Source organism: Pseudomonas sp. AMR01 (assembly GCF_041946035.1).
Classification (GTDB): Bacteria; Pseudomonadota; Gammaproteobacteria; order Pseudomonadales; family Pseudomonadaceae; genus Aquipseudomonas; species Aquipseudomonas antarctica_B.
On sequence record NZ_JAUTYR010000016.1, the window covers coordinates 52,717 to 72,754 of the forward strand.

7 protein-coding genes are annotated in these 20,038 nt (G+C 60.8%); all 7 read right to left on the bottom strand.

Annotated elements, in window-relative coordinates:
• Position 1: 1 nt before the first annotated feature.
• Complete coding sequence (locus Q7C20_RS16080) at positions 2-610, bottom strand: hypothetical protein (RefSeq protein WP_375068651.1); 609 nt, start codon at positions 608-610, stop codon at positions 2-4.
• The gene (locus Q7C20_RS16085; RefSeq protein WP_375068653.1) at positions 607-10,953 is read right to left on the bottom strand and encodes a hemagglutinin repeat-containing protein; all 10,347 of its coding nucleotides are present in this window, start codon (positions 10,951-10,953) and stop codon (positions 607-609) included. The genes Q7C20_RS16080 and Q7C20_RS16085 overlap by 4 nt, the downstream gene beginning before the upstream one ends.
• Before the next feature lie 30 nt (positions 10,954-10,983).
• Positions 10,984-12,708, bottom strand: a complete 1,725-nt coding sequence (locus tag Q7C20_RS16090) for a ShlB/FhaC/HecB family hemolysin secretion/activation protein (protein WP_375068654.1) — start codon at positions 12,706-12,708, stop codon at positions 10,984-10,986.
• Between the two features lie 858 nt (positions 12,709-13,566).
• Positions 13,567-14,049, bottom strand: a complete 483-nt coding sequence (gene pgaD, locus Q7C20_RS16095) for a poly-beta-1,6-N-acetyl-D-glucosamine biosynthesis protein PgaD (protein ID WP_348055836.1) — start codon at positions 14,047-14,049, stop codon at positions 13,567-13,569.
• 2 nt (positions 14,050-14,051) lie between these two features.
• A complete protein-coding gene (gene pgaC / locus Q7C20_RS16100; protein ID WP_375068656.1) occupies positions 14,052-15,392 on the bottom strand; it encodes a poly-beta-1,6-N-acetyl-D-glucosamine synthase in 1,341 nt (446 codons plus the stop codon).
• A gap of 2 nt (positions 15,393-15,394) precedes the next feature.
• Positions 15,395-17,392, bottom strand: coding sequence for a poly-beta-1,6-N-acetyl-D-glucosamine N-deacetylase PgaB (gene pgaB / locus Q7C20_RS16105; protein ID WP_375068658.1), 1,998 nt, complete (start codon positions 17,390-17,392; stop codon positions 15,395-15,397).
• Positions 17,393-17,404: 12 nt separating this feature from the next.
• Positions 17,405-19,885 carry a poly-beta-1,6 N-acetyl-D-glucosamine export porin PgaA gene (gene pgaA / locus Q7C20_RS16110; RefSeq protein ID WP_375068660.1) on the bottom strand — a complete coding sequence of 827 codons (2,481 nt, stop codon included), beginning with the start codon at positions 19,883-19,885 and terminating at the stop codon, positions 17,405-17,407.
• Positions 19,886-20,038 lie beyond the last annotated feature (153 nt).

Here is a 20,038-nt window from a genome sequence, read left to right on the forward strand (position 1 = left end):
GTTAATCGTGGCCTACCCCCGATTTTTCCGGGACCTCAATATAAAATAACTCTGAATGAATTTCCCAAGACATCCAGCCCGGTCCTGGCGAAACATTTAGAACTCCCTCTAATAAATACTCTTTAGAAGATTGCTTAATATAAGCACGAGAGCCAAACTCTTCCACTGTTTCATTGCCAGTTGATCTTTTACGATCCGCTGCGTATTCAGCAGTTATCCTTTTTGAAAAAGAAACACCTTCAAAAACAAACCAGCAGCCACCTACAAATTCATGCATGGCATATTGGCTATCAGCCTTGCTTCCATATTGAACCCACTCACCAGAGTCAGTGCGGGCTCTCAAAAGCCCATCACTTAACCCCCATTCAACATATTCAGTCTGCCTTGACGGATCGTAAATATAGTGCCTCGGAAATATATCTTCTATACCACTGCCTTTGTCTTTATCACACTTAACAAAATGAGCCCCACTTGCTTCTTTTAAAAGAAAGCCATATGGAAGTGCTAGCCCTCCCTCAACAAAAACCCTAAGCACTCCAAGCTTTTCTTCTGAAAACCCATATGTGCAATTAAATGTATCAAGGTCATCAAAGCCAATAAAAACTATCACTTGAGCTTCTCCAGAACAATAGTTTTCATGCTATCTAGATTCGTAATTATACTTCCATCTGTACGAAGGAATGTTTGCCCTGCGAATCGAGAGTCAAGAGAGCCATTTTGTATAACTCGCAACCCTAGAGACTCTAATTCAGATGTACTTGGTATTTTTCCGTAAGGGTTCGCAGCATTTGCGTTGACAAATATCTTTCCGCCAGGCTCAACCACGCGCGTAGCTTCCGGAAGAAAATCCATCATTGAGTTAGTACCGCCTGCACTCTTGGGAATGAATGGGTTACTAGCAACAATCTCTCCCACCGAACTGTCCTTGAAAGGAAGTTTCGTTGCGTCCGCTCGAATACCAGACTGAATATCTGCTCGGATATCCACGTTTATAGCACCAGGAGTTTGAGAATTCTTCCCACCAAATAATTCAACGGTGGGTTTCCCACCAGAACTAGCTAATTCTCCTGTCGCTTTTGCCCCAGCTGACTCACCCGCTCTGGCAAGATTAGATACTTTGGCTACAGTAAAATCAACTACGCTTTTACCAAGCATACCCAAGGAAACAAGGGCAGCCTGGTTTTCAGGATCAGATATAAACAATGCAAAGCTCGCCCATCTTGGACTGTTCACATCAATCTTATTCAGATCTTGACCATTCCACTCCTGAACAAAAGCTTTCGCTTCCTCGCTGCTCATCACATCCACGCCGACGTAGCTCAACCAGTCCGGACGTTGGGTGGTTTCGATCCCACCTCGTGCAAGCTCTTTATCCTCACCCACAGCTCTAAGCGGATGCTCCTCTAATCTCCGGTCTGTTTCTGCACTCTGCTTATCACTGACCTGCTTCCACTTATCTATAACCGTTTGGCAATTCCCGACACCTGATTTGTGGCAGTCAGACAGCTCCTTATCAAAGGTCAAAGATTGCTCAGGACTCAACCAGTTGTTCTGAACAGCATTAGTCCCCGCCTGCGCCCCCGTCACTGCACCGCTCAGATCACCGCCAGCAATGCCCCCGGCCAGCCCCGCCGCCAAGCCCGACAACGCTGAAACCGTCTCTTTTTGCTTCTGCGTCAGATCATCCGTGGCCGTCCCTGGATAAAGCTGGTGAGCAATGAATTCGCCCGTCGCAGCCCCAGCACCGCCTGCCAGCGCAGAGTTGCCTTGCGCCTGAGCCACTACCGCTCCCAACACGGCATGGGCCATGATATTGAGCGCAGTGTTATCCCCAGTCGTTTTCTTGATGACTTGCGCCAGATACGGCGCTGATGCGCCCGCAATGGCTGAACCGATATCGCCCCCAACCAGCCCTTGCAATGCCGCCGTTACGGCCTGGGCTACACGCGGGTAGTCACCGCCCACACCGTAGTCAGCCATGACTTTTTTGTACGCATCGCTGGCAGCGATTTGTTTGTCCGTCGGCTGATCATTGCCTTTCCTCTCCAGTTCTTTGCGACCCGCCTCTTTGGCGTTGAGCTCGCCTTGTGTGTGCACAATGTCGACGGTTTGAGCACCAATATCCGCAATCAACTGCACCTGCCGCAGGCGCTTCTGCTCTTTCTCCTTATCGAAGATGGGGCTGATACTGCCGTTGGCGTGTTCAACATCGTGGCTCAGCGTTGCCACGTCCTGCTGCTGTTTGGCAGGGTCGCGGATGTCGAGAGTGCCGTTGGAAATCGCCGATGAGGTGGTGCCGCTGTCACTGTCGCCATGATTGAACGCGATCAAGGTGCCGGTGGGCATGTTGCTGATGAACCCGTTGGTGCCATCGCTGCCACTGCTGACGCTGGCACTCTGCAACTGACTTGAGTACTCAGCCTTGTTCTTTAAAACGCTCCAGCCGAGGGTGCCGGTGCTCAGGCGGTTTTTGTCCGGCGTGGCAGTGCTGGCGATCACGCTGCCATCGAGTTGGGTGTGGTTGCCTACATCAATCTGGTAGCCGCCCTTACCGCCGAACAGGCCGGTTTGCTCCTGCACACTTGTATAGTTGGAGTCGATCTTGCTTTTGCTGATGCTCAGGTTTGCACTGCCACCGCTGCCAATGATGGCAAAGCTGACGCCCCCGCTGACATCCGTCTGCTTGGACTTGTAGTCATCCGTGTCTTGCAGACTTTGCAGCGTAAGGTCACGACCCACATCGGCGGTAATTTTATCTGCGCTGACCTGCGCGCCCTTCAGGGCGGTGTCTCGCCCGCTGATCAGGCTGACCTGTTTGCCCGCGTCGAGGGTCGTTTCCGTCCAAGTGGTGCCGGTGCCCTTTTCTTTACCAGTACTCTTGTTTGCATTGGCGAAGATACTCAGGCCACTTTCTTCGGAACCCACGCCCAGGCTGATGCCAATCGCACCGCCGCTGCTGTTGTTTTTGCCATCGAGTTTTTGATTATTCGCCGCAGCGTCCAGGAGAATATCGCGCTCCGCCGCCAGCCGCATTTCGTTACCGGCTTGCAACTTGCTGCCTTGAACATGGATATCGCCTGCTGCTCCAGGCGTACCGTTACCGTCCGCCACGATGGTGAGGTCGTTGCCGGCCGTCAGGCTGCTGCCCTGGCTAAGGGTCTGCTCCTGGGTCTGTTTGGAATCGGATTTTTGAGAACCCAGGGAGAGGCTGATCCCCACAAATTGCGAAGCATTTGCGCTGTTCATGCCGCCATTCTGCTGAGCCGCTTGCCACGCTTGCACGCCGGTCAACCCCGCCTTCACACCTTGCAAAGCCGAGAGACGGCCGTCGTCCTCGCTTTTGGCTTGCTTGGCAGTTCGGTAAGCGGAGTCCACCGCGCTACCCACGGTGCCAGACAACGCCAGAGTCAACCCACTGGTCTTGCTCTTGGAGGTCTGCTCGCTGCGGTTGTTGTTCTCGGAAGCCAGAATGCTGACATTTTGCCCGATCAGGCTGATGTCCTTACCGGCAACTACGTCAGAACCTCTGATGGTCAGGTCTTTACCGGCCTGGACGTCCACACTGCCCAGCACACTGCCGATATTGCTGGCCCGGGTAGTTTCAGTGCTGCTGGTGGAGGTGGTCTTGTTGCTGCTTGAGCCCAACGTAACGCCGATGCCGCCGCTGCTCATCAAGCCCGATTTTTTGGTCGAGGACGAATGGCTTTGTTCAAAGGTTTCCGTCGCCCCATCAATCACCACATTGCGCCCGGCAATCAGGCTGGTGGCATTGGTGGAAACCACGTCGCTGGCGGTAGTGCCGATGTCCCGACCGGCACGCACGACCACGGTGTCAGCGCTGACGGAAGAGCCCTGCTGGCTGATCTGGTTACTGCTGTCGATGCGCGTTTTCTGGCTGCTCGACAGCAACCCTTTGCTGGTTTTGGTTTTGCGGTAATAGCTGTAGTCGGTGTCTTGCGCGGCGTTCAGCGCCAGGTCATTGCCTGCGTACAAGTAGGCTTCCTTGCCGGCACTCGCACGACTGGCGCTGACCACGATATCGTTGCCGGCACTCAGGGAAAGGTTCTCACCGGCCACAAGCGATGTACCCACTTGCTGAACGTGGTCTTCCTGGCTGGTGACCTTCTTGGAATTAAACGCCGAATGCTGTTCATTCGCCGCCGACGCCAGGTTCAAATTCCCCTTCGCCACCAGCGCCAAATCCCGCGTGGCATTAACCTGACTGCCAATCGCACTGATATCCCGCGCAGCCACAACCTGGAAGTCACGCCCCGCCTCTACAACGCTGCCGTACTGGGCCACGCTGCTTCTGCGTGAGTAGGTGCTGACGATATTGGCGTTGCGCTGTTCGGCGGTGGCCAGGTTTACGTCGCGCCCGGCTTGTATCCGCGTATCGGCGCCGCTTTTCAGCACGCCGCCGGTGCTGTTGACGTCACGCCCGGCTTGCAGGGTGAGGCTGTTGGCGGCTTCGATGCGCGCGGCGTTGTCGACGAAGTCGGTGCGCTCGGTGCGGTAGCCGCTGCTGCTCTGGTGGCTGGTGACGGTGCGTTCGTTGAGCACATCGCCGTTTATGGCGCCTACGCTGACGTCGCGCCCAGCGATGATGCCGCCGGCGCGGTTGGTGAGGCTGTTGCCAGCGAGCAGGTCGAGGCGGTTGCCGGCTTCGGTGAGGCCGCTGTTGACCATGTTGCGCCCGGCGCTGGCGGCGAGGTTGTTGGTGGCGCGCAGGGTGCCGACGTTGTTGAGGTCGGTGCCCGACACCAGGCTCAAGTCGCTGCCGGTGATCAATGCACCATTGGGCGCCAGGCGGTTGTTGGCCTGGGCCAGGTAGAGCACGGGCACCAGCACTTGTTGGCCGGCGACGGTGGCGTTTTCCATCCACACGATGTCGTGGGTCAGGGCCGCGACTTGTTCGGCGGTGAGGCTTACGCCCACCGACAGGTTAAGCGCCTGCTGGCTGCCGTAGGCGTTGTCCATCAGGTACTTGAACATCGCCATATCGCTGGTCTGGCCATCGATGAAGCGCTGGCCAGTGCGAGCGATCACGGCTTGCTGAATCAGGCGTTGTTCGTAGAGGCCGTCACCCAAGCGTTTTTGTGCCTGGTCCGGGTTAAAGCCCAGTTTTGCCAGCAGGTAATCGGAACTCAGGAACTGGCTGAGGTTGGTCAGCAGCGGGTTGGTTTCGATCAGGTATTTCTGCGGGTTGGAGACAAACTGGCTGTCGGGCAGGCCTTGCACACGGTTGACCACGACGCCATCGGCCGAGGTGCTGCTAACGGGTACGCTCGGGCCACTGGCTGGCGCACGGTCAACGGTGCCGCCACTCAGGGTCCAGCCTTGAGGCGCGGTGCTGCCGGGCGCGCTGGCGCTTTGGCCACTGAGGCGGAACAGACCGCCCTGCCCGGTTGGCAGGGTAAAGCCGGGCAGGCTCAGCGGGTTGATCTGCTGCTGTGCCAAGTCAGGCGGCAGTTGCTGGTTGAGGGTGACGCGGGTGGAGTACCCGGCGGCGCCACTGGCACCGGTGGCGCCAGTGGTGGTTTTGGCACCTGCGCCAATGTAGTTGTAACCCAGGCGCACCACGCTGTTATCGATACCGGCTTGCGCCTTGACGTCCACCGCGCCAGCAGCCTGAATCACGGCGGCGTAGCGTTGATCATCGCTGGCGATTTTGGTGACTTTGCCGAACTGGGTGTTCTCGCTCTCCATCATGCCGATGAAGTTGGCGACGCTCGCTTCCAGGCCGCCGAGGTCATTGGGGTTGTAGCCAGGGCTTAGATACCAATACTTATTGGTCAGCGCGCTGGCGGCATTGAACCAGCCGCGCGGATGCTCGGTACGCTCTGAGGTAAAGTTGCGGTAGGTTTCGGTCTCGCCGGTTTCGATCCCGGTGTTCACCAGGTTGTTCAGGCGCGCGGTGAAGTTGCCGCCAGTTGCAATTGAACTGCTGCTGTTGAGCAGGTCGCCGCCGGCCAGGGTCATGTTGCCGCCCGAGGTAATGCTCGAGCCGGCACTGGCGGCAGTCACTTCCAGCTTGTCGCGGGTCACCACTTCCCACACATAGTTACGGCCCGTACCGCCGGCATGGCAGTCACCGGCGTTGACGTGCTTGATGCACGCGCCTTCAGTGGCGGAAGCGGTGTAGACGCCTGCGTCATTGACGGTCAGCACCGCACGCTCATTTTTGATCGTGCCTGCGCTTAGGCTCAGGTTGCCGTCGCTTTGCATACTCGACGAGCTATTGATGATGCTGTCGGCCCAGCCGCCCTGGCCGTCGCGATCGACGCTCAGGTTGCCCATGCTGTAAATATCGCCGTAGCTGTTGTTCAACGACGCAACGCGCAGGCTCATGTCGGCGCCGCTGAAGATCAGGCCGTGGTCGTTGAGCAGCGCGCCGGTGGTAGCGGTGAGTGTTTGCCCGCTGCCCAAGGTGGCGTAGTTGTTGAGCGTGCCCGCGTTAACCACCAGGTCGGTGGCGGAGGTCAGGCGACCATGGTTGTTCAGAATGCCGCTGATGGTCGCGCGGGTCACGCCACCGCCGGCGATGCTGGCGGTGTCAGTCAAGTTCGCCTGAGCCGCCGTGAGGTTCAATTTGCCCAGGCTGCTGATGCGCCCGCTGCTGTTCAAAGCGCCGCTCAACGTCAGGTCAAGGTCGCCGTCGCTGGCGATAAGGCCGTTGGTGGACCAGTTGCCGCCGCTGCCGATAAAGCGCTGGGCACCGAGCAATTGGCCGGTGCTGGTCTGGTCGAGCGTGTTGACGTTGACCGTCAGTTGCCCGGCCTGGATCACGCTGCTGTTGGTCCAGTTGCCCAGGGTGATGGTCAGGTCACCGCGCGTCACCAGGCTGCCGCCGACGTCGTTGAGGTTGGCGGGCGCAATGCCAAAGGTGCCGGTGCCCACGTGCAGTACATTACCGCCGAGGTTTTGCAGGCTGCCGGCGTTCAGCGTCAGGTTGGTGTTGGCGGTTTCCAGCACGCCGTTGCGGTTGTCGAACACGCCACCGATGGCGAATTCCGTGGTGCCATCGGCGCCCAGGGCACGCAGGCGTCCGGTCTGATTGTCGAGGCTGGCCGCGCTCACCTTGAGCGTGGATTCGCTTTCGATGATGCCCAGGCGGTTGTTCAGTGCGCCGCTCAGGTCGAGGTCGATCTGCCGGGCGGCGATTTGGCCATCGTTGTCGCCGCTGTTATCGAAGTCGTGCCCGACCACGCGCATCAGGCCTTTGGCGTACAGCCCGCCGTTGCGGTTGTCGAAATTGCCGGTGGTGACCAGGCCGTTGCCGCCTTGCGCAGAAATGCGCCCGCCATAGTTATCTACGTTGCCGGCTTGCAGGTCGAGGGTTTGCCCCTGCATCACGCCGCCCTGGCGATTGTTGTTGAGGTCATAGCCGTTGCGCAGCACGCCGACGACACGGGTCTGGAGCAGGGCCTTGAGGCTGGCGAGGGTGCCGCCCCGGTTGTCGAGGCTGGCGGCTTTGACATTCAGGTCGCCGGCCTGGGCGATCAGTTTGCCGCTCTGGTTGTCGATGGCGTCAGCCACGTCGAGGGTCAAGCCGTTCTGGCTTTGCACGGCGCCTTTGCCATTGTCCAGTCGGTTGGCGGCGAGCGTGAGGTCGGCGTTCTGGCTGTAGATCAAACCATCGCTGCCGTTCTGTACCAGGCCGCTGGCAGTGATGCTCAGGCGGTCGTTGGCGGCCAACGTGCCACGGTTGCGGTTGTCCAGGCCACCGGTCAACAGGGTCAGCAACCCCTGGCTGGCGAGTTGACCGCCCTGGTTGTTGATCTGCGCCGCGCGACTGATCAGCAGCGGGCCACCGCTGGCCAATTTGCCGTTGGTGTTGGTCAGCGTGGCGAGCAGGTCGAGGGTGGTGGCGGTGCCGCCGCTGATGCTGCCGGCGGTGTTATCCAGGTTCTGTGCGTTCAGGCTGAGCGCCGCAGCGCTGTCGATCACGCCGCCTTGGGCGTTGTTGAGCAAACCGCCCACGGTGAGCGTCTGGCCGGCGGCGCTGGACAGCACGCCGTTGGCGCTGTTATCCAGCTCGCCAGCGTTAACAGTGAGCGCTTTCTGGCTGACCAGCGCGCCCGCGCCGCTATTGAGCAGGCTGCCGGTCAGCGTGGCATTGAGGTCGCCGTAACGGCTCGACAGTGTGCCGTTGTTGCGGTTGTCCAGGTTCGCGCCGCTGACGGTCAAGCCTTGCCAGCCGGACATCAAGCCGTTCTGGTTGATCAGCGTGTCGGCCTTGAGCACCAGCAGGTTATTGCTGATCAATTGGCCGTTGCTGTTGTTCAGGGTGCGACCACTGAGGTTCAGGGTTTGCGCACTGGAAAGTTCACCGCCGCTGTTGGTCAGGTCGCGCAGGTGATTGATGCTCAGGTTGCCTGCGGTGGTGATCAGGCCACCGGTGTTGTTCAGGTCGCCGGTTGCCGCGCCGAAGTCCAACGCAATCGCACTGCCCAGCAGCGAGCCGCCACTGTTGTCCAGAGCCGCGCTGTTGAGCGTCAAGGTGCCAGCGGCGTTAATCAGGCCTTTATCGCGATTGACCAGTTGGCCAGCGACGTTGAGCAGGGTATCGCCACGGCTGGTGACGGTACCGCCGCTGTTGTCCAGACTGGCAGCCTGGGCATCCACCGAGGCGGCGGCAATCATGCCTTTGACGTTGGCCAAAGCCTGGCCGATGCGCAGGGTCAGCGCGGTATTGCTCAGCAATTTGCCGTCGCTGTTGTCGAGGTTGTCGGCAGTGAGCGTGAACGCCTGGGCACTTGAAATTTCGCCGCCCTGGTTGTGCACGTCCTTGAGGTTATTGAGCATCAGCAGCGGGCCGTTGATCAGGCCGCCGCCGTTGTTGAACTCGCCACGGTTGAGGTCCAGGGTCAGACTGCTGGCGCCTGTGATCTGGCCACCTTGCGTGTTGTTCAGGTTTGACGTGCTGATGTTGGCGGCTTGGCGCGCGCTCAGGGTGCCGTTCTGGCTGTTGTCCAGGTTTGCGCTGTAAACGTTCAAGGTGCCGTCAGTCACCAGGCGCCCGCCTTTGTTGTCCAGGGCCCCCGTGTTGGTGATGGTCAGCGGTCCGGCGCTCGACAGCGTACCGGCGCTATTGACCAGAGTACCCGTCGTGACAGTCAACAGCCCTTCGCTGCTGATCAGGCCCTGATTGCGGTTGAGCAATTGGTCAACCGTGAGGTTCAAGCCGCTGCCGGCAATCACCAGCCCGCCGTCGCTGTTATCCAGTTGCGTGCCGGTGACCAGCACGCCCGCCCGGCTCGACAGCTCGCCGTTGCGGTTGTCGATGTTGGCCACATTCAGCTGCACACCACCGGTACCAGCAACCAGACCTTTCTGGCGGTTATCCAGGCTGTTCCCGGCAAGGGCGACGGTGCCCTGGCTGGTAATCAGCCCGTTCTGATTGTTCAGCGCGCCTGTATTCACGCTCAGCGCCTTACCGGCTGTGATCAGGCCGGCGACGTTATCAAGGGTCGCGACGGTCAGTGTTGCCGTGTCCAGGCTGGAGACTTCACCGCCGTGGTTTTGCACATCACCTAAGGACGCGGTCAGCGCGCCATTGCTGGTAACCAACCCGCCTTGCGTGTTCTGCAGGCTGCCAGCCGTGATGTTCAGGCTGTCGTTGCTGAGAACGCGGCCGTTGTTCTGGTTGTTGAGCGTGGTGGCGGTAACCTGTGCGTGCTGCCTGGCACTCAGGGTGCCGCCCTGGTTGTTGAGCGTTTGGGCATCAACGGTCAATGCACGGCTGGCGGTGACGCTGGTGCCGGAGTTGTTGAGGGTCTTGGCGCGCAGGCTCACATCACCGGCTGCGTTGCGGGTGTTATCGGGGTTAACGCCGGCTTCGATGATGTCGCTGTTGGTCAGCGTGCCGCCGCTGGACAGTGCAATGCGGTCACGTGCGGCGAGGCTCTTGCGGTTGGTCAGGTCACCTTGGGTTTGCACGTCCAGCGTTGTACCGGCATACACCTTGTCGGTGAGGTCGACGCTCTGCGCCGTGACCTTGACGTTACCGGTGGCCGCCGCCTGCGCCATGCTCAAGTGGCCATTGGCATCCAGCTGAATATCCCCACCACTGGCCGCCAGCGTGCCGTCGAGCTTCACGCCCACACCGGCTTCGGTGCCCACCAGTTTGATCGCGCCTGCATACATCCCGCCCAGGGCCGACGAATCAATCGCCAGCTCCGGTTTGGCGCTGCCGTCGTCGGCACGCGGGGTGGCGGTCAGGGTTTTGGCATCGACGTCGTTGCGACCGGCGATCACCGCCAGTTCGCGGGCATTGATCTGTGCGTTGATCTTGGCCGAGCGGGTGATGATTTCGAAACGGTCGACGTTGCTCGCGTTCAAGCCTTCGCCGTCGATGGTCACCGCGCCGCCGTCAACCTGGTAGCGCTGCAACTGGCCGCTGGCGTCGAGCACCGGCTTGCCGGTGGTCAGGGTCACGTTGGGCGTGTTGATAAACCCGCAACCGCTGCACGTGACGCCGTAAGGGTTGGCGACGATGACCTTGGCCGACTGGCCGGCCACTTCGGTGTAGCCGCGCAACTGGCTGGGGCTGCCGCCGTTGACTTCGTTGAGGATGACGCTGGCCGCGCCGCCCTTGAGGTTGGGGTTGCCGACGATGTAGCCGCCCAGCTGAGTGTTCTGCACCGCGCCGGTGGCGTTGTTGAGGATCACGCCGTTGGGGCCGACGTTGTAGTCCTTGAACTGGTTGTGGGACAAGCCACTGCCATTGGGCGTGGCGATGTTCACCACCGGCACGCCATTGCCTGCCTGGCCGACGGTGGTACCCGGCGCACTCACCACGATGCCTTCGGCTTGCGCCAGCAGCGGCTGCCAGAACAGCGCGTTGGCGAGAATCAGCACCAGGCCGCGCTTGGGCAGGCCAAAGAACGAATCTCGCGGCTTCAGCGCTGCAGAAGGTTGGCGGGCCAGGAAGGCAAAGTGGCGAACATCCATTTCAAATTCTCGATGCAACTAGGCGTTGAATTACAGGAAGAAATCCATGCGGAAGTAGATCGGCGCTTCGCGCTCGCTCATCACTGCCGGGCGTTCCAAAGAATGCGCAAAGGTCACGCTGGTGCTGACGTATTTGCCACGGGCGAACAGCTCCAATGAGTTGCTCGAGACCCGGCCGTGCACTTCGCCGTTGTAGCGGCCGTTGCTGATCACGCCCTGGTCATAGCCGACGCTGGCGCCGTATTCGGCAAAGGCTGGGCGCATCCAGTCCCAGGTCACTGGGCGGGCCCAGCGCACGTCGTTGCGCCAGTAGCCGCCGCTGTCGCCAGTGAGTTGCTGGTCTTTGAAACCGCGTACCGAGGATGAGCCGCCGAGGCTCATGCGCTGCGGGCTGAACAGCACGTCTTCGCTGCGTTGGCCGGTGGCCAGGCTGGAAAAGCTGAACGACTCGCCCCACAACGAAAAAGGCTGCAGGTAGCTGACGGTCGCGGTGTATTTGCGGTAGCGCGGGTTGGGGTTCAGATCGCCAAACTGGTTACGGCCTTGATGGCTGTTCTGCGCATCGAAGGCACCGATACCGTTTTGCATGCCGAGGTCGACGTTGACGAAGGCCGTGCCGATGCGGCGGCCGTGGTTGATGCCCAGTTGCAGTTCGCTCAGGCGGTTGCTGCTGGTACCGAGGCGCTCATCGTTGATGTAGTTGTTGGTGCGCAAATGCGCGACCCCGGCGTTGAGCGAGGTTTTGCTGACGTCGTCGCGGTGGATCACCCGCTCGGCGCGAAACTGATGGTTTTCGTTGTCGCCCGTCTGCTTGAACTTGAAGGTGTCCGTTTCGCCCACGGCGCGGTAATCACTCTCGCTGTAGGTGTAACTGAAGTTCCACCAGCCCCACGGCAGGTTGTAGTAGAGCATGCTGTTTTTCGAGGTTTTCTGATGGTCGCTGACACCGTCGTGGCCGCCGCGCAGCACCAGTTGGTCGGCCAGGCCGAGCGGGCTGTCCCACTCAAGGCCAGCGCCCCATTGCTGTTCGCCGGTGCTTTTCTGGCCGTCGTTATTGCGCGAGAGGCTGGCGCGCCACGGCTTTTGCGGGGTGTTCTTGACCACCACGTCGCTGCCGCCAATCTGGCTGCCGGGGGTGAGTTCCATTTGTGCCTGTTTTGATGGCAGGCGGTTCAACTGGTCCACCAGTTGCTCGACTTCACGCAGGTTGAGCGCTTCGCCTACCTTGCCGGGAAAGGCCATGGCCAGTTCGCGGTCGGTCACGCTGCTGCCTTCGGCACCTTTCAAGGCTTCGAGTTTGCCCTCGACCACCAGCACCTGCAGGTGGCCGCTGGAGAGGTCTTGCTGCGGCAGGTAGGCGCGGCTGGTAACGCGGCCTTTGGCGATGTAGTAATCGGTGATCTGCTTGAGCAGTTCATTGAGCTGCGTCACGCCCAGGCACTGGCCGACGTAAGGCTTGAGCAGGCGCTCGCGGTCGGACGCCGGCAGGCTGTCGGCGCCCTTGAGTTCGATGTCTTTGATGGGGAAGCAACGAGCGTCCACGGGCGCAGCCGGGGCTTGAGGCTTGGCCTCTTTGCCGGGCAGGTCCTTGAGTTCTTCAAGACGGCGCTGCTGCTCTTCGAGCAGGCGGTTTTGCCGGTCGCGGATCAAGTCTTGATCCCCTGGCGTGGGGGCGGCCATGGCGCTGTTCAGGCTCAGGTAAGTGAGCAGGAAAGTACACAGCAGGTACCGAGTCCGTGGTAATAACGAAGACATGTTCGATCCATCGATAATCAAGGGGCGGCAAACTAACATCGAATTTCTGCGGGTCCAAGACGCTGGACCAAGCGGTCATTCGCGCTGAGAAATTGCGCAAGCCGTTGATAAATAAATAAAACTAATTATCAAAAAAGAGTTACAAGCTGTTACAGGAAGATTTATTCCGACAGGCGGCAACTGTTTTGATGGCGATTCGACGAACTGCCTATTGAGAGCCATTATTTAGCCATCAAGTACGCGTCGAGATAGGTTAGTGCCGAGGAATGCAGAAAAGTTCTCGAGCGTTTTGTGAGTTGGATCCCATTTCTCGCAATACCACGCAGAGCCGACGGAATGTGGGAGCTGGCTTGCCTGCGATGGCTTTGGGCATCTACGCAAACTTTAAAGGCTGTAGAAACTCCCCGTGGCGAGCGGGCTTGTCCCGCGTTGGGCTGCGCAGCAGCCCCAATACCAGCCTCCACGGTATGTCAGATACATCGCATGCTTCTTTACTGGTGCTGCTGCGCAGCCCAACGCGGGGCAAGCCCGCTCGCCACAACGGCCCTGTCTAAATGGGGTAAACCATGTTGTGTGGATACCTAAGCTGCGATGCGGGCGCAGCGCAAGTATCTACACAATCTTTAGAGGCTGTCGAAACTCCCTGTGGCGAGCGGGCTTGTCCCGCGTTGGGCTGCGAAGCAGCCCCAAAACCAGCCTCCACGGTGTGTCAGATACATCGCATGCTTCTTTACTGGGGCTGCTGCGCAGCCCAACGCGGGGCAAGCCCGCTCGCCACAACGGCCCTGTCTAAAAGGTAGAGACCTATGCTGCAAGCCAGCTCCCACATTTGATCCTGGGTGCACTGCAAATCCAGTCTCAGCCGGCGCCCTGATCTTTTTCGGCGCCCGGCACCAGGGTCAGGCCCGGGCGTTCCACGTCGCGGGACACCTGGGATTTAACATCTTCCACACCGCCTTCATCGTCGTTGTGGATCACCAACACACCGGGCTTGCGAAATTGTTCCAGGTGGCCGTCGCCCAGGTTGAAGCTTTTACTCAGGCTCTTGTCGCTGAGCGCATTGGCCTCGGCGCGGCGCTGGGCGAACTTGCGCCCTCGGCGCTGTTGGTAGCGTGCCCAACTGATGAGGATCAGCGCGTTGAACACGGCAATCCACAGGTAGGTCTGCAAGGTATTGAGCGCGGCAAAAATCGGCGCTTCCAGGCGCGGGCCGCCGTGGGTTTCGAGCATGGCGCTCATCCCGCGAGCCAGCAGCCAGACCAACCCGGCCCACGCGATCACTGTCAACAGCACATCAACGATCCACATCACCGGGTTTTGGCGAGTCCTAACCAGTTTCATGATCACGCCTCCTCTTGGCTGGGTTTAATACCGCGGTCCGGGCTGACCCAGCGCGCGCGTTTCTGGTGCTGGTTGAACAGCACTTTGGGAAAGCTGACCAGCGTGGTGAACAAGCTGACCAGCCAGAACACCATCGGGTACCACACGGTCCAGAACAGGGTTTTCCACAGGTCTTTTTCGTAGCGCCGATCGATCAGAATGCTCACCGCAAATTGCAGCAGGCAGACCATCGCCAGCACCAGGCCGGTAAACGCCGGCGGCATCAGGGAATCCACAGCAATCGCTTGCGGCAGCACCATGAATTTGCCCATGCCCCAGAAGATCACCGACAGCAAAAAGGTGAAGGCCCAGCCAGTGGACAGGCAGTACTCGAACAGCAGCGGCCACAGGTAGCGATGGCGCCACTGCCAGATACCCCGGATGTTTTTGAACAGCACCTCGGCGCCGCCCTGGGCCCAGCGCAGTCGTTGTTTCCACAAGCCACCGACGGTTTCGGGCATCAGGATCCAGCACAGCGCGCGCGGCTCGTAGAAGATGCTCCAGTGGTCCAACTGCAGTTTCCAGCTGACGTCGATGTCTTCGGTGATCATGTCGGTGGACCAGTAGTCGATGCGGTCCAGCGCCTTCTTGCGAAACGCGACCACCACTCCCGACACCGTGAAGATCCGGCCGAACACGCGCTGGGTGCGTTTGATCAGGCCGATGATCGAGGAGAACTCGCCCACCTGCACCCGGCCAATCAAGGTCGAACGCGTGCGGATACGCGGGTTGCCGGTCACGGCGCCCAGACGCGGGTTGTCGAGCATTGGCGCGACCATATACGCCGCTGCGTTTTTATCGAGCAAGGCATCGCCGTCAATACACACCAGGTATTCACTGCGCGCGGCCACGGCACCCATGCGCAACGCCACGGCTTTGCCCTGGTTTTGCGCCAGGTGCAACACGCGCAGGCGCGGGTGCTGCAAAGCCAGGGCATCGAGCACTTCGGCGGTGTTGTCTTTGGAGCCGTCGTTGACCGCGATCACTTCGATGTTGGGGTACAGCTGGCCCAGCGCCGCGTGAATGGTGTCGGCCACGTTGTCGCCCTCGTTGTAGCAAGGAACGATGATCGAGATCAGCGGGTCGCCCGCCAGGGTCGGCGCCGGCGTGTCTTCTTTCCACGGCCAGTGGCGCTCCCAGTGCAGCCAGAAGTACAGGCCGCCGGCGATCCACAGCGCTGACATGAACAGCGGGTAGAAGAACACGAAGTCCATCAGGAACTGCCCGGTGACCAGAAATATCAGGCCCAGGGGCACGCCCAATACCAGCGCCAACACGAATAAAGCCAGGATTCTGTCGAACATGGTCAAGGGTTCCATTGATTGGAAAGGGCCGGACGTACCGTCTTCAGGTCCGGGGAGTTTTCCAGGAAGTTGTCCGGGTAGTAGCCAAAGCTCCTGACCCCCTGGCGTTTGAGTACACCCATCCATTCGGCCATCTGCGCGCCGTCGATGTTTGGCGCGTCTTTCGTGCGCCAGTCTTTGGCTTGCAGTTCAAACACGGTGCGCTGCAATGCACCGGGCCGTGCCTTGACGGTGGCCACGAGTTTTTCCAGCCAGGCGTTGGAGTTCTTCAGCGTCTCGCCTTCCATCAACGGCATGGCCATCGGCGCGGTCCAGTCGTAGGTCTGGAGGAAGTCGTCAAGGTTCTGCGCGAACCAGGTTTCGCTGGCCGGGTTGAGCATTGGCTCGGCGAAGATGTTGCGCGCGGTCTGCACCTGCGGCCCACGGACAGCGCGAACCTTGGCGGTCAGCTCCTCGGTGAAGTCGATCAGGTAGCGGCTCTTGAAGCGGGTCCAGCGTTGCATCACGGCCGGGTCGGCGCGCAGTGCGGCGATGCTGTTGGGCAGGCCATTGGCGGCGTAGGCCTTGAGCGCTGCGGGGCTGGCGTCTTCAAAGTCGGAGAACAGCGCGTCGTCGTGGTACAGCACGCCATCAATCGAGGTGTTGCGGGCCAGGTCTTCGTAGATCTCGCCGATCTGCTGACGCACCTTCGGATCAAACGGCGACAGGCGTTTGTATTGGTCCGGGTCGATGCCGACCTGGCCGGTTTTCGGGTCCCACCGCGTCACGCGCGGCAAGGCCGGGTCGAGGGCAAAGCTGAGCACCGGCATCCACGCGTAAATCGCCACATGGCCACGGGTGCGCAGTTGCCAGGTCACGCGGTTGAACAAGTCTTGGCGCACCGGCAGGTGGCGGTTGGGGAAGTACAGCGAGTGCACCAGGCCGTCGCCCTTGGGGTCGGCGAAGGCTTGCAGGAACACGGTGCTGGCGCCCATGTCGACCACGCGCTGGATCAACTGATCGAGGTTGCGCGCCTCTTGGGCCGGGTCGGCATCGTAGACGTTATCCAGGTCCACGTGCAGCACGCGCATGGAAGTCCGCGACTGGGTGCCTACGATGGCGTTGGCGTAATGCTCGCCGTCCGGGTCGGAAGCCACCAGGAACCGCGGGCTGCTTTGCAGGTTGGCAAGGTCGTCGAGGCCGTCGTCCAGGGTCAGCGACATCTGATAGCCCTGCTCGCCCACCACCGCGAGTGAGGTGCCATCGGCGGCGCCGTAAGGCCACACCCACACGCGCGGCGTCTTGCCGGTGACTGCGCGCAGTTTATTGGTAATCGCCGTCACATCGGCCCGCATGCGCGCCTGGAACTGGGCTTCGGTTTCATATCGGCCGGTGGCGGCGTCATAACGACGGGTTGCGGCGGCGGGCTCCAGGTTGCCTTGGGGGTTGGCCAGGATGCCGGTGTGGCTGGCGTCGGTATGGGCGGCGATTTCCACCAGGTTCGACTTCGAAATTTCGCGCACCTGCTCCCAGGTCAGGAAATCGGAACGGGCGCGTGGTGTGCCGGCAAAGTCCACGGGTTTGTTCAGCGGCGTGTCGATCCAATAGCCCACTGGCGCCAAAACGACGGGCCAGTTATAGGCGCGCAGAATCGGCAGCACACGGGTATAGAAGCTCGAATAACCATCGTCGAAGCTGAGCATCACGGCTTTGGGCGGCAACTCACGCCCGCCGCTGCGCGCGGCCAGGATCTGGTCGACGCTGACCGGCTGGTAGCCGTTCTCGCGCAGCCAGGCCAACTGGTCAATCAAGCGCTCGGTGCGCACCGCCACCACCGCCTGATCGGGGTCGCGGTCTTCGATGTCGTGGTAGGCAATGCCCAGAAAGTGGTTTTTCGGCCACGGCGCTTCACGCGCGGGAACCGGGCGCTCGGCGGGGGGCGTGTAGGGCGCGGGCTGCTGGGCGCAAGCGCCGGCGAGCATTACACCCAGGACCAATAAGCAACGGCTGAGAACAGTCATGGTCAGGCTCTTCTAGAAACGGTAAGTGAGGTCGATGAGCAGGCGCAGGTCGCGCTCGCGATCGCCGTCATAAGGGCGGCTGATCAGGCTCAGGTTGGCGCCGGCTTCGAGTACGTCGTTCCAGCGAACGCGTTGGCCGTAGCCGATCAAACCGACGCCACCGGTGGAGTAATCCCGTTGGCTATACGTACCTGCACCGACCTGGAACTGCTGGCTCCACTGGGTCTCGTAGCGGTGATAGAGCACATGGTTGACCGTAACGGTGGGCAACACACTGAGGTCAGACTTGGGGTTAAAGTAGAGCGTGTCGTCCTTGGTGTTGCGGCTGGCGCCGACGTCCAGGCCCAGGTCGACTTGCACGTTGGGCGAGCTGTAGATGCCCTGGCGCCCGGTGAGCAAGGCTTCAAGGCGGTTGTTGCCGTCACTGAAGTGCGAGGGGCTCAACGACAGTTTCCACTCGCGGCTTTCGTTCTGGCGCCAGCGGATAAAGCCGCTGCCGCCATTGGCCGTCACGTCGTCATTCAACGCGCGCAGCGGCGTAGTGGTGAGGAGGTAGCCGAGGCTGCCGCCGTACTGCCAGTTGTCATTGATGTCGCGGGTAATCGACACCGCCGCGCCCTGCTTGGAGCCATAACCGTAGGAGTGGTTGGAGACTTCGGCCTCCAGGGTCATGTCGCGGGTGCGCTGTTCCACGCCGACACGCTGCCAACGGTGCTGGCCGGTGCCTTCGGTGAAGTCGGCGGTGGCGTAACCGGCACCCGCGAACACGCGCCAGTCTTCGTTGATCGGCGGGCTGTAGAGCACGCTTTCGATGCCCCAATCACGACTGCCCGACACTGCGCCGGCGTCGCCATTGTTGCCGCCACCAAAGCTCTTGCCGGTGTAGGCCTCGACGCGCAGTTCGGCCATGTCGTGTACATCGCGCAGGCGGCTGAGGCGCTGCACTTGGCGGTTGTCCGGGTTGCGTGCGAGTACATCGTCCGTCAGCGCGTCCATCTGGCGCCACTCCTGCAGGTCCATGGCGGTGTAGGCCTGGGACACTTCCAGGCCAATGTCACGCGGCGCCTGAGCTTCGATTTCCTTGAGGGTGCCTTCGGCGCGCCGGGGCAGGTCGCGGGCACGGTACATGTCGGCTTGAGCCAGGCGCAGGCCGACGTTGCCCGGAGCCCTGGCCACCAGGGCTTCAAGGCCGGTTTCGCTGCCTTGCAGGTCGCCGCCGTAAGTGCCGGCCTGGGCCGACAGTTGCTGGGCGTCCATCCAATTGTCATTCGGGTTGCCGATCGCCAGGCCCTTGAGTTCCACACGCGGCTTCTGGCTGGTGGCGAGGTCGTTGGCGACGGTACGCGCTTCGTCGACTTTGTCGCTTTCGAGCAGCGCATAAAACAGTGCAGTGCTGTCATCCACACGGTAGCTGGCGTCGGCGTCCGGGGCGGCTAACACCTGGCGATACAGCGGTTCGGCCTGTTCCGGCTGACGCTGGTCGAGGTAAGACGCGGCAACCCAGCGCAGCGCATAAGTCGGCAACTGCACACCTTCGCCCTTGAGGGCCTGGTACTCGCGAATCACTTCAGCGGTGCGCGCCCGCGCCTTGAGCGCGCCAAGGCGGTCGATGCGCCAGCGCACCACGTCGTCATGGGCACTGGCGTCCGGGGTCCAGCGCGTGAGCAATTTGTCGTAGTCATTAAGGGCGCGGTCGGCAACCACATACCGCTCTTTCTCGGTGCGCGTGGCGTACTCGGCCATGCGCACGCGTTCGGCGGCGAGGTCACCTTCCAGCCGGCGCTGGGTCACGGCGTCGAGCACCCCAGGGTGTTTGGCCGACAGGCGCAGCGCCGGTTCCGGCAAGCGGGCTTTTTGCAGGGCGACGATGTACTCGCGTACTACTTCGGGCTTATCGCCGGCGCGGATGAAGGCTTGGTCAAACTCGAACAGGGCGTCGTAATTCAGGCCGGCGCGGTTGAGTGCATAACCCAGGGCCATGCGGCGATTCGGGTCATTGGGGTTGGCGGCGACCAATGCACGCGTGCGGCGCACCGCTTCAGCGGTTTGGCCGCCGTCGGCCTGGGTCAGGGCCTGGCCCAATTGCAGGTCAATATTGTTCGGCTCGCGCAGCAACGCCTGCTGGTAAACCGCCAGGGCTTGCGGCCACTGCTTTTGATTGCGATAAGTGCGCGCCACCGTGGCGAGCGCCTGGGTAGTGAGGTTGCGATTCTTGCCCTGGGCCTCGTAGACCTTAAGCACTTCGGCGTCTTGCCCGGCCCACCCGGCAATCACCAGGTGATCGCTGATCTGGCCTGGCGTCTGACGTTCGGCAGAAAGCTGGCGCAACTGGCTCAGGGCGGGCGTGAAATTGCCGTTGCGCGCCTGAATGATCAAGGCATCGTAAGCCGGGTCGGCCATGGCGACAGCGGGCATCAGCAACTGGCTGCACAAGGCTGCCCCGATGAGCAGTCGCAACCGGCCCGAAGCACTGAGAGGTAGGTTTCGCAGCATATCGTGAGCTTCCTTACACGCGGAAAGCTGTAACGATGGGTAGCCCTGAGCAATTCGCATCAGGGTGCCGGCGTCTAGTGACCCGGCCTAGCTTTCCTGTGGGAACTATCCCTCAGGAAAGTGGGAGAAAGGGCAATTCGGAACAATTGTTCA